Annotated in this window: 13 protein-coding genes; 8 read left to right on the top strand and 5 right to left on the bottom strand. The window is 59.2% G+C overall.

What is annotated here, in order from left to right:
• The first annotated feature begins 172 nt into the window (after nucleotides 1-172).
• Complete coding sequence (locus MLC70_RS01915) at nucleotides 173-640, top strand: hypothetical protein (protein WP_041343552.1); 468 nt, start codon at nucleotides 173-175, stop codon at nucleotides 638-640.
• Nucleotides 641-926: 286 nt separating this feature from the next.
• Here the strand turns inward: MLC70_RS01915 and MLC70_RS01910 are convergent, their stop codons facing one another.
• Nucleotides 927-1274, bottom strand: a complete 348-nt coding sequence (locus MLC70_RS01910; protein ID WP_248181289.1) for a helix-turn-helix domain-containing protein — start codon at nucleotides 1272-1274, stop codon at nucleotides 927-929.
• 268 nt (nucleotides 1275-1542) lie between these two features.
• Between MLC70_RS01910 and istA the strand changes: the two genes are divergently transcribed.
• From istA to fdhF, 4 genes are all read left to right on the top strand, one after another.
• On the top strand, nucleotides 1543-3084 hold the full coding sequence (gene istA, locus MLC70_RS01905) for an IS21-like element ISSpu5 family transposase (protein WP_011784409.1): 1542 nt from the start codon (nucleotides 1543-1545) through the stop codon (nucleotides 3082-3084).
• Between the two features lie 11 nt (nucleotides 3085-3095).
• Nucleotides 3096-3851, top strand: a complete 756-nt coding sequence (gene istB, locus MLC70_RS01900; protein ID WP_008170042.1) for an IS21-like element ISSpu5 family helper ATPase IstB — start codon at nucleotides 3096-3098, stop codon at nucleotides 3849-3851.
• Between the two features lie 628 nt (nucleotides 3852-4479).
• Nucleotides 4480-6195, top strand: coding sequence for an NADH-ubiquinone oxidoreductase-F iron-sulfur binding region domain-containing protein (locus tag MLC70_RS01895; RefSeq protein WP_248181287.1), 1716 nt, complete (start codon nucleotides 4480-4482; stop codon nucleotides 6193-6195).
• 8 nt (nucleotides 6196-6203) lie between these two features.
• A complete protein-coding gene (fdhF, locus tag MLC70_RS01890; RefSeq protein ID WP_248181285.1) occupies nucleotides 6204-9071 on the top strand; it encodes a formate dehydrogenase subunit alpha in 2868 nt (955 codons plus the stop codon).
• A 24-nt stretch (nucleotides 9072-9095) separates the two neighbouring features.
• Here the strand turns inward: fdhF and MLC70_RS01885 are convergent, their stop codons facing one another.
• The 4 genes from MLC70_RS01885 to MLC70_RS01870 all read right to left on the bottom strand — a co-directional run bounded on the left by MLC70_RS01885 (nucleotide 9096) and on the right by MLC70_RS01870 (nucleotide 11659).
• Complete coding sequence (locus MLC70_RS01885; RefSeq protein ID WP_248181284.1) at nucleotides 9096-9890, bottom strand: RES family NAD+ phosphorylase; 795 nt, start codon at nucleotides 9888-9890, stop codon at nucleotides 9096-9098.
• Nucleotides 9887-10252 carry an MbcA/ParS/Xre antitoxin family protein gene (locus MLC70_RS01880; protein WP_248181280.1) on the bottom strand — a complete coding sequence of 122 codons (366 nt, stop codon included), beginning with the start codon at nucleotides 10250-10252 and terminating at the stop codon, nucleotides 9887-9889. The genes MLC70_RS01885 and MLC70_RS01880 overlap by 4 nt, the downstream gene beginning before the upstream one ends.
• A gap of 82 nt (nucleotides 10253-10334) precedes the next feature.
• Nucleotides 10335-10991, bottom strand: coding sequence for a transglutaminase-like cysteine peptidase (locus MLC70_RS01875; RefSeq protein WP_248181279.1), 657 nt, complete (start codon nucleotides 10989-10991; stop codon nucleotides 10335-10337).
• A gap of 8 nt (nucleotides 10992-10999) precedes the next feature.
• Nucleotides 11000-11659, bottom strand: a complete 660-nt coding sequence (locus MLC70_RS01870) for a type II secretion system protein N (RefSeq protein WP_248181277.1) — start codon at nucleotides 11657-11659, stop codon at nucleotides 11000-11002.
• A gap of 193 nt (nucleotides 11660-11852) precedes the next feature.
• Between MLC70_RS01870 and gspE the strand changes: the two genes are divergently transcribed.
• The 3 genes from gspE (at nucleotide 11853) to gspG (ending at nucleotide 15110) form a co-directional block, all read left to right on the top strand.
• On the top strand, nucleotides 11853-13361 hold the full coding sequence (gene gspE, locus MLC70_RS01865; protein WP_248181275.1) for a type II secretion system ATPase GspE: 1509 nt from the start codon (nucleotides 11853-11855) through the stop codon (nucleotides 13359-13361).
• 4 nt (nucleotides 13362-13365) lie between these two features.
• Nucleotides 13366-14580: a type II secretion system inner membrane protein GspF gene (gene gspF, locus MLC70_RS01860; protein ID WP_248181273.1), complete on the top strand. Its 1215-nt coding sequence runs from the start codon at nucleotides 13366-13368 to the stop codon at nucleotides 14578-14580.
• Nucleotides 14581-14645: 65 nt separating this feature from the next.
• Nucleotides 14646-15110 carry a type II secretion system major pseudopilin GspG gene (gspG, locus tag MLC70_RS01855; RefSeq protein WP_248181271.1) on the top strand — a complete coding sequence of 155 codons (465 nt, stop codon included), beginning with the start codon at nucleotides 14646-14648 and terminating at the stop codon, nucleotides 15108-15110.
• Nucleotides 15111-15115 lie beyond the last annotated feature (5 nt).

Here is a 15115-nt window from a genome sequence, read left to right as displayed (position 1 = left end):
TCTTCATCTGTCGCTCCTTCTGCGATCATTGTAAAAGTCTCTACTCAAAACCTCGATTATTTTCTGGGGGGATTACACTAGTAGTCGTCAAAATCGGCGTTTGTCTGGATAAAGATCTACAATGATAAGTGCGATGGTGTGGACGTCTAATTTTATTTCGAGGGTAAACTTTATGATTTCATTTAAAGGACTTACAGCAACCGCTGCGTTGTTGGTTTTTCCTGCATTCGTGCTAGCGCATGGTGATCAAGGCTCATGGCAAGGGCATGGTCCTGGCATGATGATGGATCAGGAGCAAATGCAACAGATGCACCAGAACTGGTCTCACATGAACCAGCTGATGCAACGCATTCCTGATGAAGCTTCACCGCAAGAACGGCAACGATTGATGCGAGAACACAGGGAGGCGATGCAAGAGCAAATGGGTTTTATGCATCACGGTATGATGGGCCCCGGCATGATGCGTGGACAAAACGGCATGATGGGAGGTCAGCACATGATGAACGGCGGCGGTAAATCAAAGAATGGTGGTAGTCTGTCTAACGAGCAACAAATTCAGATGATGCAGGAGCGCATGGATCAAATGCAGCTGATGATGGAGCAAATGCTGCAATACCAGCAAAATCTAAAGGTAGAGTGATCGAGAAGCCTTCAAATACTTTTACTTAACAGACGCGTAGTAACTGGCGAGTTTGATAGGCTGAAGTTTGTGAAAACGGCGCAGTAGCTGGGTTTCGGTCTCAACGAAATCCCTGGCCTTTTACGGCTGGAAGATGGCGCTCTGGGCACCACTTCGAATGTTCGCTTTGCGACCTTTCCGTACACCCCTTTTTCTTCCATTTGTAACGGGCGCAGGTCAAAGGTACCTAGCGCCGTTTGATATACCAATAGGCGGAGGACATCCAAGCCTTTTCTGTTACCAGTCCTTACTTGCTATCCCAAGATTGTCCGTCTTCGTCCGTCAGTGGTTTTTGGGAGGTTTGAAAAATTGTAATCCGGCAGGTCCAGCGACCGTCTTTAGTCCGAGCCTTGTCTTTTTCCTTCTCTTTTACCAGATATCCGGCCCGCTCCAACTCCCGAAAAACTCTTTGTTGAACGAATTTCCCGATATTAAATTTACGCCTAATTTGGGCGGCTCTGATAATCCAGTCTTCGGGCAAGGATAAAAGAAACACCAGGACTCCCAGTGCTTCTGGCGTTAGTCGAGGATCCTGCAATGTCGCGTTCGGAATGCATGCGTAGTGTGAGGTCAGTTCGCCTTTTTTAATAGCCATCAGCGGTGTAACTCCAAAAGTTTCAGGTAATGGTCCAACTGCTTCGAAAGCAATTGAGCCGTTTTCGCTAGGAAGGTGGAATTAAATGCGTATTCCAGACCAAGGTTGCCACTGATTCCAGACGAAGCCTGCCACCCATTCCACGCGAAAGCTGCCACTGATTCCACGGCAAAGCTGCCACCTTGGCAGGCTGCCTGATTTCCCCATCAAAACGTCCGGCGCGGGATAACTAACGGTACTCTGCTCCTTTTCATCCGGAGAGGGTCAGATGCCAGCGAAGAGGTTATCCATGCGTAAAATCAAAGAAGTCCTTCGCCTCAAGTGGGAGCGAGGGCTGAGTAACCGGCAGGTTGCCGCAGCCTGCGGCATCAGTCGCCCCACTGTGAGCGAGTATCTGCGGCGTGCTGCTGAGGCGGAGCTTGGCTGGCCGCTGCCAGAGGATCTGAGTGAAGCCCAGCTGGAGCAACGGCTGTTCCCGCCACCACCGGATCTGCCGGCACAGGCCCGAGGCATTCCGGATTGGAAGCGAATCCACGATGAACTCCGGGGCAAGAACGTCACCCTGTTCCTGCTCTGGCAGGAGTACCGGGAAGCCAATCCGGATGGCTACCAGTACAGCTGGTTCTGCGAGCACTACCGGGCCTGGCAGGGCAAGCTGGATCTGGTGATGCGTCAGGACCACCGAGCCGGTGAAAAGCTGTTCGTGGACTATGCTGGGCACACGGTGCCCGTCATTGACCGCACCACCGGGGAGATCCATGAGGCGCAAGTCTTTGTGGCGGTGATGGGTGCGTCCAATTACACCTACGCCGAGGCCACCTGGAGCCAGACCCTGCCGGACTGGATCGGCTCCCACATCCGAGCCTTCGAGTTCCTGGGCGGCGTGCCGGAACTGGTGGTTCCGGATAACCTCCGTTCCGGCGTCAGCAAGGCCCATCGCTACGAGCCGGACCTCAATCCGACCTATCAGGATATGGCTGGCCATTATGGCGTGGCCGTTGTCCCTACACGGGTTCGCAAGCCCCGTGACAAGGCCAAGGTGGAAGGTGGCGTATTGATCGTTGAGCGCTGGATCCTGGCGGCCCTGCGCCATCGTCAGCACTTCTCCCTGGGGCAGCTCAACGCCACCATCCGTGAGCTGTTGGAGAAGCTCAATAGCCGCCCCTTCCGCAAGTTGCCCGGGTGCCGGCTTGATCACTTCAAACAGCTGGACCAGCCGGTTCTACAACCGCTACCCGCCGAGCCGTATGTCTACGCCGAGTGGAAAAAAGCCCGGGTACACATCGACTACCACGTGGCCATCGATGGGCACTACTACTCGGTGCCCTACACCCTGATCAAGAAAGAGGTGGAGGTCCGGATCACCCACAACACCATCGAATGCTTCCACCGGGGCAACCGGATCGCCAGCCACCGGCGTTCGGATCAGAAGGGTCGGCATAGCACCATCGCCGCTCACATGCCGGAGTCCCATCGCCAAGCCGGCGAGTGGACCCCAGAGCGACTGACCGCCTGGGCAGCCAAGACTGGACCGGCAACTGAAAAGCTTATCCGTACCGCGCTGGGGGCAAGAAAGCATCCGCAACAGGCCTATCGGTCCTGTCTGGGCATTCTCCGGCTGGGCCAGAGCTACGGCGAGGCACGATTAGAACGTGCCTGCCAACGCGCCCTGATGCTGGGCAGCTGCCGATACAAGAGCATCGAATCCATCCTCAAGCATCGCCTGGATGAGCAGCCCCTGGAAGAGCAACAAGAACTGGCCTTACCCGACACACACGACAACATCCGTGGCCCCGCCTACTACCACTGAAGGAACCTGACATGCTGAAACATCCCACGCTGGATAAGCTCCACGCCCTCAAACTGACCGGCATGGCCGCCGCCCTGGCGGATCAATCGGCCACCCCCGACATTACCGACCTGAGCTTCGAGGAGCGCCTTGGCCTGCTAGTCGACCGGGAAATGACGGAACGGGACAACCGACGCATGAGCAGCCGCCTGCGCCGGGCCAAGCTGCGACACGCCGCCATCCTCGAAGACATTGATTACCGGAACTCACGGGGCCTGGATAAAGGGCTTGTCCAGAGTCTGGCCAGCTGCCAGTGGGTGAAGGAACACCTGAACGTGCTCATCACCGGCCCGACTGGCGTCGGGAAAACCTGGTTGGCCTGTGCTCTGGCACACAAGGCCTGCCGGGAGGGTTACACCGCCCAGTACGTCCGCCTGACCCGGCTGCTACGAGAGCTGACCATCGCCAAGGGCGATGGCCAATACTCAAAGCTCCTGACCAGCCTGGCCAAGGTCGACGTGCTGATCCTGGATGACTGGGGGCTGATGAAGCTGAGCGCGGAGAACCGGCGGGACTTGCTGGAGGTGCTGGAAGACCGACATGGCCGGCGCTCCACCATCGCCACTAGCCAATTACCCATCGAGGAATGGCACGGCATCATCGGTGACGCCACTCTGGCAGATGCCATCCTGGACCGGCTCGTACACAACGCCTACAAGATCAATCTGCGGGGCGAATCCATGCGAAAACAGCAGGCAAAGTTGACGGGCACTGAGACTTCGGAGTAAGAAGAGAAACCCCGCGTCGCTACGCTCCGATGGGTGGCAGCCTTGCTCCGGTCCGGGTGGCAGGCTTCACGTGGAATGGGTGGCAACCTTCAGCGGTTTACGCAATTAAACGTCCCAACCGTGCAGGGACTAAGATAACGGTCTGCAAATTGGGGCACTGACAACACGCCTGCACAAAACTAGCAGCGTTCTGCACGCAAAATGTTTGTGATGTGTTAAAGGGCGGGGACTACCTGATGGATAGAAGATCTTATCGAGCCGACGGAGGTGGTGAGCGGAAAATCACCCAAAAAATGAAAATATAACTTATTGATTTGAAGAGACTTTGCAATGCTCGAATGAGCGCAGATTATTTGGCAGGAAGGTTCTTTAAGTGCATGTATTTAAATAAGAAAATGGGTTCAGAAAGTTCGTCCTGCAACTCCGTTAACGCCGGTTCGATTCCGACCCGCGCCTCCATTATTTTTCTGATCCCAAATATCCCCAACGCTTCAGGCCAGGTCTGTTTGCGGCCCGTACCCGTTTCCGTTCGTCTGGTGATGCCCCCCCTGCTATGCTTCAATGATGTGCAAAGCGTCAGGTCAGCCAACAAGGCTGTCTTACGCACTTCGGGGCCTGGTCAACAACAATGAACACAGACGAACCGATGGTCAAACCCCGGCGGCCTTCTCCGCGCGGGCGCCAACTTGAGCCCGTTCTACTGGCGGAGTTGCGCGACCTGCTCGGCGACGAGCGTGTCGATGCCACATTGCGCCACCGCGAGCATTTGATCGAATACCTGCATGCCATTCAGGATACCTGTGGTTACCTCTCCGTACCCAGGCTAAGGGCCCTGGCGGCCTATATGAATCTGCCCATGGCCGCTGTCTACGAAACAGCGACCTTCTACGCCCATTTCGATGTTGTTCACGATGATCAGACGCCACCCCCTGCGTTGACCCTGCGAGTGTGCGACTCACCTTCCTGCCGTCTGGTGGGCGCATCTGCACTGCACGAGGCGCTGGCGAAGGGGGCAGATCCTGCGCAGGTCAGGGTTGTACGAGCACCCTGCATGGGGCGCTGCGATACTGCGCCGGTGGTTGCTGTCGGGCATCACCATGTGTGCAATGCCGACGTCCGCACCGTGGGTGCTGCCCTGAAGCAGAGGCAGGTTCAGCCACGGCTGATCGCCTGGCAAGGCCTTGCGGATTACCGTCTGGCCGGTGGTTATCGGCTGCTCACGGAATGCCGCGAGGGCACAGTGAGTGTTGCAGCGCTCGCCAGCGAACTGGAGCGCGCCGGCCTGCGTGGCCTCGGTGGTGCGGGCTTTCCGACCTTCCGCAAATGGCAGGCAGTGCGGGCCGAACCCGGGCCGCGCTATATGGTGATCAACGCTGACGAGGGCGAACCGGGCACCTTCAAGGATCGTTTTTATCTGGAGCAGGCACCCCATGGATTCCTTGAGGGCGCTCTGGTCAGTGCCTGGGCGGTCGAAGCGCAGGCCCTCTATATTTACCTGCGTGATGAGTACCCCGGCCTCCACAGGGTGCTGACCGAGGCTATTTTCGAACTGGTGGCGACCGGTATCATCGAGGCCGGCTTCGTAATCCTTCGCCGGGGGGCGGGCGCCTACATTTGCGGTGAGGAGTCAGCGCTGATCGAATCTCTGGAGGGCAAACCCGGCAAACCTCGCCTTCGCCCACCTTTTGTTGCCCAGAAAGGGTTGTTCGGTCGGCCCACCCTGGTCAATAACGTCGAGACCGTCTACTGGATTCCGCGCATTCATGCCGAAGGTGCCGAGTGGTTTGCCAGCCAGGGACGCCGTGGGCGGCGCGGTCTGCGCAGCTTCTCGGTTTCCGGGCGGGTCGTTCGCCCCGGCGTGCACCTTGCGCCGGCAGGCATCAGCCTCGCAGAACTGATTGAGGAGTATTGTGGCGGTATGCTCGAAGGGCACCGCTTGTTGGCTTATCTGCCCGGCGGGGCCTCTGGCGGGATTCTCCCCGCGAGCAAAGCAGACATCCCCCTCGATTTTGACACTCTGCAGGAACACGGCTGTTTTATCGGCTCAGCCGCGGTAATCGTCCTGTCCGATCAGGATGATTTACCCGCCGTGGCTGCCAACCTTCTGGGCTTTTTCGCCGATGAGTCCTGCGGGCAATGCACCCCCTGCCGTGTCGGCACCGAGAAAATGCTGACGCTGCTTGAACGTGACACTTGGGATGAGGAGACGCTGCAGCAGTTAGCCCGTGTGATGGCGGATGCCTCCATCTGCGGGCTGGGGCAGGCCGCACCGAACCCGGTGCTGAGCCTGCTGCGTGACTTCCGCAGCGAACTCTCCAGTCGCAACCTGATTGCCAAAGGGTAGGGGTCGCCATGAGCAATGCCAGCACAAGCTTCAGTTTGACACTGGATGGCACCGAGGTTCAGGCCCACCCCGGTGAAACCCTGTGGCAGGTGGCGAAACGCGCCGGTGAGACCATTCCTCATCTATGCTTCAAGGACACGCCCGGGTACCGGGCGGATGGCAATTGCCGGGCCTGCATGGTCGAAGTGGAGGGGGAGCGAGTGCTCGCTGCAAGCTGCGTCCGCGAAGCAGTTCCCGGCATGGTTGTGCGCAGTGCCGGATCCGCCCGTGCCCAGGAGGCCCGCAGAGGCGTTCTGGCATTGCTGCTGGCGGGCCAGCCTGAACGCGAGAACAGTCCGGACCGCGCCAGCGACCTGTGGCATCTGGCGGATCAGCTGGCGATCGATGCCGGCGCAGTGCGGCGGCGCCTGCCGGCCAGGGCAGAGCGCAACGCGGCCACCGTTCATCATGTTGTGCCAAGAGCAGATGCGCTGGGCCACGCCGGAGGCCATGATGCCACGCACCCGGCGATGACCGTCAACCTGGACGCCTGCATCACCTGCGGCTTGTGTGAGCGCGCCTGCCGCGAGGTTCAGGGCAATGACGTTATTGGTCTGGCACACCGGGGCGCCGCCTCCAAGGTGGTGTTTGATTTCGATGATCCCATGGGCGACAGCACCTGCGTTGCCTGCGGCGAATGTGTTCAGGCCTGCCCGACAGGCGCGCTGATGCCCGCCACCCTGGTGGATGCCCGGGGTCGCGGTGACTCCGCGACGGCGGACCGCACCGTTGACTCTGTTTGCCCCTACTGTGGGGTGGGCTGCCAGTTGACCTATCACGTTAAAGACGAGCCGTCCCGATCAGGTGAGCCACGTGCACGTATCCTGTTCGTGGAGGGTAAGAACGGACCGTCAAACCAGGGTAGGCTCTGCGTCAAAGCGCGGTTTGGCTTCGATTATCCTGCGCACCCGGCGCGACTGACCCGGCCGTTGATCCGCCGGGAGGGCGTGCGCAAAGGCCTGGATCCCGATTTTGACCCGACCCATCCATTGACTCACTTCCGCGAGGCGGGCTGGGAGGAAGCGCTGGAGGTGGCGGCAATGGGGCTAACTCAACTTAAAGCACAACACGGTCCGAGCGCGCTCGCCGGCTTCGGCAGCGCCAAATGTTCGAATGAGGAGGCCTGGCTGTTCCAGAAGCTCGTGCGTGCGGGTTTCGGTTCCAACAACGTTGACCACTGTACGCGGCTTTGCCACGCCAGTTCCGTGGCGGCGCTGATGGAGTGTCTGGGCTCGGGCGCCGTAACCGCCTCGTTCATGCAGGCACTGGCGGCCGACGTGGTGATCCTGATTGGCTGCAACCCGGCCGTGAACCATCCGGTGGCGGCCACCTATTTCAAACAGGCGGCGCGCAACGGCACCCGGCTGATCATTCTCGACCCCCGGGGCCAGGCGCTGGACGCCTACGCCTGGCGTAGCCTGCGCTTTTCACCCGGCGGCGACGTGGCGCTCCTTAACGCCATGCTCCACGTCATTGTCAGTGAAGCGCTCTTTGACCGACGCTACATCGAAGCCCATACCGAAGGCTTTGAGGCGCTGGCGGCCAGTGTCGCGGAGATGACGCCTGAATTGATGAGCTCTCAATGCGGGGTGGCACCCGAGATGATTCGCGAGGTGGCCCGTGCCTACGCAGGCGCCGAAAAGGCGATGATCTTCTGGGGCATGGGGATTTCCCAGCACGTGCATGGCACCGACAACGCCCGCTGCCTGATTTCCCTGGCGCTGGCGTGCGGCCACACAGGCCGTCCCGGCACTGGCTTGCACCCGCTGCGGGGCCAGAATAACGTGCAGGGAGCCTCCGACGCCGGCCTGATCCCCATGGTGCTGCCAGACTACCAGCCGGTGGGAGACGCGCAGCTGCGAGCCGCTTTCGAGGAACTCTGGGAGACCAGACTTGACCCCGAGCCGGGCCTCACCGTCGTGGAGATCATGGGGGCCATCGCTGCCGGGACCATCAAGGGTATGTACATCCTGGGGGAAAACCCTGCGATGTCCGACCCGGATCTGACCCATGCCCGGGCCGCACTTGCTGCCCTTGAGCACCTGGTGGTGCAGGACCTGTTCGTCACGGAAACCGCCCAGTATGCTGACGTCATCCTGCCTGCTGCGGCCTGGTCGGAAAAGTCCGGCACCGTTACCAACACCAACCGGCAGGTGCAGATGGGCCGCGCCGCGGTGCCGCCGCCAGGGGCCGCAAAGCCCGACTGGTGGATTATTCAGGAGATTGCCCGGCGTTTCGGGCTGGATTGGCAGTACGCCGGCCCCGAACAGGTGTTTGCTGAGATGAAACGGGGCATGCACTCACTGGACCACATCTCCTGGGATCGCCTGGAGCGGGAGGGGTCGGTGACCTATCCCTGTTTCGCCGACGACGCGCCGGGCCATGATGTGGTGTTCTCGGATGAGTTTCCCCGGGCCGGAGGGCGGGCCAGATTTTCACCAACCCGGCCGTTGCCGCCGGACGAGCCGGTGGATGCGGCCTATCCCGTTGTTTTTACGACCGGACGGCTCCTTGAGCACTGGCACACCGGCGCCATGAGCCGTCGCAGCAAGGTGCTGGATGAGCGGGAGCCCGAAGCGGCGGCTTTTCTGGCATCGGAGGAGCTGGCGCGCCTGGGCATCGCATCCGGTGATCTAATCCATATTGCCACCCGGCGCGGCAGCATTACCCTGACCGCGCGGGCCGATCAGACCATGCCCGAGGGCATGGTGTTTGTACCCTTTGCCTTCGTAGAGGCGGCGGCCAACCTGCTGACCAACCCGGCACTGGATCCAGACGGTAAGATTCCCGAGTTCAAATACGCAGCGTGCCGGTTGAGCCCTGTGAGGCCGGGCTGACACAACCGTTACCGGTCTGCCGTCTCAACTCGCCGGGTGGGGCAATACGCCATCTACCAGAAACGTCTCCTGCCGGAATTCCGATGCGGATTTCTGCCCGTCTTCGTTGGTCAGGCTCATAGATACCGTTGTACTGTCGGCGATAATGATCAGGCGGCAGCGTGTCAGGGGCTTGCTGTCTTTGAGGGCGCGGGGTGTGAACAGGCCTGCATTCACCCCATCCAGACCATGGGACGATCCGTACGGCAGCCGGTAAAGGCCTGCCTGGCGGGCGCGGGCAGACAGAAACTGAAAGGCCTCAACCCCGGTTTCCCGCATCTGTGTCCCCAGGCTCTGGCAGGCATCGTAACTGCCCGGATCGGTGAGGGCCTCATGGAGATCCTCCCAGGCTCTGTCCTGCAGGCGAAGGCCTCTATCGGTGCGCATTCGGGTGGCAAACAGGGCGTGCTGGGTTTTCAGAGGTTTGGGGTAGGGCGTGGCCATGTCATTGATGAACACGAACCGATAGAACGCCGACTCCGCCAGCGCGGTGTTGACGCTCATGGCGCCGTAAAACAGGCTTTTCTCGAAAGGGCGCCCATAGCGAGAGCCGTACTTCAGTGGTGGATACCGGAACGGGGTTGCCAGCAGGTAGTGAAGCCCATCGGTGCCTTCCGGTCGGCGGGGCTTGCTGAGCTCAAGCATTTCCTCCAGACGTATCTGTTCCGATGTGCTGTCGACCAGCTGTGTGGTTGCAATCTCTTCCTGGGATTCCACCACGCGGTAAATCTTGCCCTGCAGCGCCGAGAGCTCGCCATGGATGCGGTCCGTCAGGTTCAAATCTTGCCCCGCATCGCATCCAGATAATGAAGAACCCGCACCAACCCCTCTGCGGTGCGAATCATGTCCCGTGGTACCTCATCGAAGTACCGGTTTTCCGTAGCCAGCCAGTGCTTCATGGCGCTCTGGTCGCCGCCCATCAGCGCATACACACTGCGATAGAGGCGAATCAGCAGCAGCGCCAGCTCGCCGGCTTTGCTGGAGGGGTCGATGCCGTCGCGCAGCAGGCCGGAGCGGTTGCGACCCACGATATCAGCCACCTCGGCCTGAGTAAGACCGAGGGCTTTGCCGGCGTTCACCAGGGCTTTCCCGAGCAGAGCCCGATCGTTGATCTGTGGTCTGGTGTTGGATGCGACAGTCATAACACCTCCGACGTTGTGTTGCTTTTTCACAGTATAGCAAAAACTGTTGAAAAAACGACAATCTCTCCAGTGCCGGGGAGCGCTAGCGCAAGGCGTTAATCAGTCGCCGGTTGACGTCCTGCCAGTGCTCGAGTTTTTCGGCTTCTCCGATTCGCTGCTGCTGTCCGCCCGAGCGGTTGAGCCACAGACCACCGCCATTGAAACTGTATACCGGCTCCAGATCCGGACGCTGCGATGCGGGCTTGATCTCATTGATCAGGTTATCGAGGATCAGCGGGTCCGCATCGGGTTCCGGGTACCAGGCCAGCACCATGTGCGCCTGGTTCAGCTCCAGGGCCTTGACGTAGACAATGCGTAGCTGCTCATCCGGTACACCCATGGATTTCAGGGTCAGGTACTTGGCGATGGAAAAGTCCTCGCAGTCCCCACCGTTGGTGGTAAGCAATTCGACTGGCGTGGCCCAATAGTCTTCCTGACCCCAATGCTCGATGTCATTCACAAAACGTACGCGGTTGAAAAATGTGTTAACCAACCGAAGTTGCCGCTCAACCGGGGCTCTGGCAGCCAGTCGGTGAAGGTTCTGCCAGTTATCCAGACGGCTGTACGCTTCGCTTCCGAATTCCTTGCGGACATAGTCCATCAGTTGCTCGCCTATTTCGAAGGCGGCCACGGTGGAGACGAGTAGCAGCAAGGGAAGCAGGAGACGACAGCGGCGAATTGGAAGGGCTGCTGTCTCCATGAGGGGTATCAGCTGTTGTTGTTCCGCAGGCGTTCGCGGAGTTGTTCAAGGCGGCGGCGTATTTCTTCCCGGCGCTGGTCGTCGCTGGTCGGGCTCGCATTGCCGGGTGAGGGACTGGCGGACGGTGCTGCGGACGAACCATCATCCGGGGATTCCATATCGTTACTGGTGGCGACGCTCAGGCCGCTGCGATCATCGCCCTCCGGGAAATACAGGTTCTCGAGTTTGCCACCGCGTTCAATGATCACCCGGTTGGCATGAACTGAACGGAGTTTGGCGTTGCCCGGCAGCTCATCACCGACCAGGTACGCTTCGGTAGTGCTTTTATCATCTTCGATCAGCGCGCTGCCCGGAAACTCACCCTCGGCGGCAAGCACGCCGCGCAGGAACAGGCGAAGATTGGTCTCGGGAAGGTTTTCCGTATTCAGTTCCGTGGGCGTTGCACTCTCACCCGCAACCCCGAACAGGTCAAGTGAGGCCAGTTTCACCTCCGGCGTAGTGTCTTTATCAGCGACGGCGGTGCTACTGGCCGATTCGGCGAGTTGCTGACGCTCCCGTTGGTTTTCAGACTGCCAGAAACGATATGCTTGCCATGACGTCAGGCCAATCATGGCTGCTGCAACAATGACAGCAAGAAGCAGGGGAAGGCGGGTATTGTTCAAAGGCATGGGGTGTCCCGGCTGTGTATTTACGACCCTGTAAAAAGTCCACAGGTTATCAGACTGAAAGGCTTAAATGGCAGTATAGTGTATAGAGTTATTCAGCGGTTCCATATCCTATGGTAGCCTTTCGGAATCAATTGAATAAAAAGGGTTTACGGAGACAAACTTTCCGCACCTGGCAACAAAAACGAGGACGACCTTGAACACAGATCACGAACTTCAGCCGCAGGATGCTCCGCTGGGCCGTCTTCCCTTCGCCTTTGCCAAGCGCAACGGTGTGATTCTTACCCGGGACGATCAGGGTGAGGCGGTCATTCTGGTGCGCCCGGGCGCGGGGCATTCCGCTCTGGCAGAGGCGAACCGGATCAGCGGCGGTCGTGCGCGTTTTTCCAGAATTGATCCGGAACGTTTCGATGCCGCGCTGAACGCGGCGTATCAGAACGATTCCGCCGAAGCCATGCAGATGGTGGAGGGGATAGGTGATGACATGGACCTGGCGTCGCTCGCGGATTCTGTGCCCGAAACCGAGGATCTGCTGGAACAGGAAGACGACGCCCCGATCATCCGGCTGATCAACGCCATCCTCACCGAAGCGGTGAAAACCAACGCGTCGGACGTTCACATCGAAACCTACGAGAAACGCCTGGTGGTGCGGTTCCGCGTGGACGGCGTGCTGAGGGAAGTGGTGCAACCGAAGCGGGCGCTGGCACCATTGTTGGTGTCGCGTATCAAGGTCATGGCAAAGCTGGATATTGCCGAGAAGCGTCTGCCTCAGGATGGCCGGATTGCGCTGCGGGTTGCCGGGCGTGAAGTAGACATCCGTGTGTCGACCATGCCGTCCTCAAGCGGCGAGCGGGTGGTGCTGCGACTGCTGGACAAACAGGCCGGCAATATCCACCTTGAATCGCTCGGCATGGAGGGTCGCGATCTCACGGTGTTGCGCAAGCTGATCCATCGCCCGTATGGCATCATGCTGGTCACCGGTCCGACCGGCTCCGGTAAGTCCACAACGTTGTATGCATCGTTGCTGGAGATCAATGATCGCAGCCGCAATATCCTCACCGTGGAAGACCCCATTGAATACGATTTGCCGGGCATCGGGCAAACCCAGGTCAACACCAAGGTGGATATGACGTTCGCTAGGGGCCTGCGGGCAATTCTGCGCCAGGATCCCGATGTGGTGATGATTGGTGAGATCCGCGATCTGGAAACTGCTGAAATCGCTGTTCAGGCCAGCTTGACTGGCCACCTGGTACTTTCCACGTTACACACCAACACGGCGGTTGGTGCCATAACCCGATTGATGGATATGGGCATTGAGCCATTCCTGATCTCTTCGAGTCTGGTGGGAATCGTGGCTCAGCGTCTGGTCAGGGTGTTGTGCAAAGAATGCCGGGAGCCTTACGTGCCCACCCAGGAGCATTGCGATTTCCTCCAGCTTGAGAGTGACAACCCACCGATGATTTTCCGCGCCACCGGATGTGAGCACTGCAACCAGCTTGGGTACCGGGGGCGTATTGGTATTTATGAGGTGGTGGAGATTACCGATGAGATCAGTGCGCTGATCCACAAACGGGCAGGGGAGCTGGATCTGGAGCGAGAAGCGCGCCGGTCGGGCCCCAGCATTCACGCTGACGGTGTCAAAAAGATTCTGGATGGCGTAACGACGGTAGAAGAAGTTCTTCGCGTAACCCACCGGAGCCAATAATTTCATGCCGGCATTCGAGTACAAGGCGCTGGACGCCCGAGGCAAACAGAAGCACGGTGTGCTAGAGGCAGACGCCCCCAGAGCGGTCCGTCAGCAGCTTCGAGAGCGGGGCCTGACTCCTCTGGCGGTAGAGCCTGCCGCCGAAAAACAGGCCCGCAGCCGCAACCCGTTAAGCAGCCGCGGCTCGCTGGCGGCCGCCGACCTTGCGCTGGTTACCCGCCAACTGGCCACTCTGATTCAGTCCGGCATTCCCATTGAGCAGGCGATGTCGGCCGCGGCGCAGCAGTCCTCCAAACCGCGCATCCGCGGCATGCTGATTGCGATCCGGGCCAAAGTCATGGAAGGTTACAGTCTGGCCGACAGTCTTGGTGAGTTTCCGCGCGCGTTTCCGCGGCTGTACCGGTCGACCGTGGCCGCCGGTGAGCACGCGGGGCACCTTGATCTGGTGCTCAACCGGCTGGCGGATTACACCGAGGCCCGTCAGGAGGCGCGACAGAAAATCCAGCTCGCTGCCATATACCCCATCATTCTGAGTGTGGTGGCGATCGCTATCGTGGTGTTCCTGCTCACCTATGTGGTGCCCGACATTATCGAAGTGTTTGTCCGGCAGGGTCAGGATCTGCCGGGACTCACCGTGGCGATGCTGACAGTGTCGGAATTTCTGGGCAATTATGGTGTCTATCTTCTTATATTGATCGTGTTGGGGGTTGTTGCGTTTCGCGTTGCTTTGCGTAAGCCCGCATTCAAACTGAAATTTCATCGCAGCTTGCTGAACATGCCCTTGTTCGCCGGTATGGTGCGGGGTGTGAACACCGCCCGTTACGCCAGTACGCTCAGCATCCTCACCACCAGTGGTGTGCCTCTGGTGGATGCCATGCGCATAGCCGGGGAGGTGCTGTCGAACGACTATCTCCGGCAGGAGTTGCGGGACGCTGCTCGGAAAGTCAGCGAGGGCGGCTCACTGCACCGCTCGCTCGACCAGACCGGCTATTTTCCGCCGATGATGTTGCACATGATTGCCAGTGGCGAGGCCAGCGGCGAACTGGACAGTATGCTGGAGCGCACTGCACGGATGCAGGAAAACACCCTGCAATCGAAAATTGCCGCCATCGTCGGTTTGTTCGAGCCAATGATGTTGCTGTTTATGGGTGTGGTGGTACTGATCATTGTACTGGCCATCATGCTGCCGATTCTCAATATGAGTAATCTGGTCGGCTGATCCGACGCCGAATCCCCAAGACAACGGAAAATGGAAAGAGAGCCCCTCAAATGACGAGCACAGTAATGAAACCTCAAGTCAATCGACCACTGGCGCATGGTCGGCGCCCACAGAACGGCTTCACCCTCATCGAAATCATGGTGGTGATGGTCATTCTCGGTCTTCTGGTAGCAATCGTTGCTCCCAACATCATGGGGCGCAGTGATCAAGCCAAAGTGACGGTTGCAGAAACCCAGCTGAGCAACATTGCCAACGCACTGGATCTGTATCGTCTTGATAACAGTCATTATCCGTCCACGCAGCAAGGGCTGCGGGCGCTGGTGACACAGCCCAGTGGCAGCCCTGAGCCAAAAAACTGGAACCCGGACGGCTACCTCAAGAGCGTTCCGGAAGATCCCTGGGGGAGCGAATATCAATACATCAGCCCTGGCAGGGAAGGCCCTTATGATCTCTACTCTTTCGGATCCGACGGCCTGGATGGCGGTGACGGCGACGCCGCTGATATCAGTGTCTGGAAAGCCAGGGATTGATGAAC

The organism is Marinobacter goseongensis, from assembly GCF_023156235.1.
GTDB lineage: Bacteria > Pseudomonadota > Gammaproteobacteria > Pseudomonadales > Oleiphilaceae > Marinobacter > Marinobacter goseongensis.
This window is presented reverse-complemented; position numbering and strand designations above follow the sequence as displayed.